Source organism: Trinickia symbiotica (assembly GCF_002934455.1).
GTDB classification, from domain to species: Bacteria; Pseudomonadota; Gammaproteobacteria; order Burkholderiales; family Burkholderiaceae; genus Trinickia; species Trinickia symbiotica.
In genome coordinates this window covers 1-1,911 of record NZ_PTIR01000057.1, presented here as the reverse complement: position 1 = coordinate 1,911, position 1,911 = coordinate 1, and the positions used below count along the sequence as shown (strand labels likewise).

Genomic DNA, 1,911 nt, shown 5'->3' with positions numbered 1-1,911 from the left:
CCCTCACCGCACCTCGGCCAACTGCTCGAGAATGGCGGGATTTTCGAGCGTCGACACATCCTGCGTGATCGCCTCGCCCTTGGCCAGCGAGCGCAGCAAGCGCCGCATGATCTTGCCTGAGCGCGTTTTCGGCAGGTTTTCGCCAAAGCGGACGTCCTTCGGCTTCGCGATCGGCCCGATCTCCTTGGCCACCCACGCGCGCAGCTCATTCGCGAGCTTCACCGCCTCCTCGCCTTGCGGGCGCGCACGCTTGAGCACCACGAACGCCACCACCGCCTCGCCCGTCGTCTCGTCCGGCCGCCCCACCACCGCCGCCTCCGCCACCAGCGGATTGGCCACCAGCGCCGACTCGATCTCCATCGTCCCCAGCCGGTGCCCCGACACGTTCAGCACGTCGTCGATGCGCCCCATGATCGTGAAGTAGCCCGTCGCCTTGTCGCGCACCGACCCGTCGCCCGCCAGGTACAAGTCGCCCCCCAGCTCCGCCGGGTAGTAGCTCTTCTTGAACCGCTCAGGGTCGCCCCAGATCGTGCGGATCATCGACGGCCACGGCCGCTTGATCACCAGAATCCCGCCCTGCCCGTTCGGCACCTCGTGCCCCGTCTCGTCCACCACCGCCGCCATGATCCCCGGCAGCGGCAGCGTGCACGAGCCCGGCACCAGCGGCGTCGCCCCCGGCAGCGGCGTGATCATGTGCCCGCCCGTCTCGGTCTGCCACCACGTGTCCACCACGGGGCAGCGCGCGCCGCCCACGTTCTCGTAGTACCAGACCCACGCCTCCGGGTTGATCGGCTCGCCCACCGTGCCGATCACACGCAGGCTCGTCAGATCGTAGCTTTTCGGATGCGCCTTCGCATCGGCTTCGGCCAGCTTGATCAGCGAGCGGATCGCGGTGGGCGCCGTGTAAAAAAGGCTCACCTTGTGCCGCTCGATCATCTGCCAGAAGCGCCCGCCGTGCGGATAGGTCGGCACGCCCTCGAACATCACCTGCGTCGCGCCCAGCGCCAGCGGCCCGTACACGATGTAGGTGTGCCCCGTGATCCAGCCGATGTCGGCCGTGCACCAGAACACGTCCTCGGGCTTCCAGTCGAACGCCCACTTGATCGTCTGCGCCGCCCACAGCAAAAAGCCGCCGGTGCTGTGCTGCACCCCCTTGGGCTTGCCCGTCGAGCCCGATGTATAGAGCACGAAAAGCGGCTGCTCGGCGCCCACCCACTCCGGCTCGCAGGTGTCGGCCTCGCCGGCCACGAGCTCGTGCAACCACAGGTCCCGCTCGCCGTTCCACTGCACCGCGCCGCCCGTGCGCCGGTACACGATCACGCTCTTGACCGCCTCGCAGCCGCCCATCGCCAGCGCTTCATCCGCGATCGCCTTCAGCGGCAGCGCCTTGCCCCCGCGCATCTGCTCGTCGGCCGTGATCAGTGCCACCGCCCCGACGTCCACGAGCCGCTCGTTGAGCGACTTCGACGAGAACCCGCCGAACACCACCGAATGCGGCGCGCCGATGCGCGCGCACGCCTGCATCGCCACCACGCCCTCGATCGACATCGGCATGTAGATCACCACCCGATCGCCCTTGCCGATGCCGCGCGCCTTCAGCGCGTTGGCCAGGCGGCACACGCGCGCGAGCAGCTCGGCGTAAGTCACGCGCGTGACCGCGCCGTCGTCGGCTTCGAAGATGATCGCCGTGTGGGCGCCGCGGCCCGCCTCCACATGGCGGTCCAGGCAGTTGTACGACGCGTTGAGCTCGCCGTCTTCGAACCAGCTGTAAAACGGCGCGTTCGACTCGTCGAGCACCTTCGTGAACGGCTTTTTCCACGTCAGCGTCTCGCGCGCGAGCTTCGCCCAGAATCCCTCGTAATCGCGCTCCGCTTGCGCGACGAGCGCGCGGTAGGCGTCCATGCCAGGAAT

At 68.4% G+C, this 1,911-nt stretch carries 1 protein-coding gene; it reads right to left on the bottom strand.

Going from position 1 to position 1,911, the window contains the following annotated elements:
• Positions 1-3: 3 nt before the first annotated feature.
• On the bottom strand, positions 4-1,911 hold a 1,908-nt coding region (acs, locus tag B0G57_RS30695; RefSeq protein ID WP_104489628.1), incomplete at its 5' end, for an acetate--CoA ligase.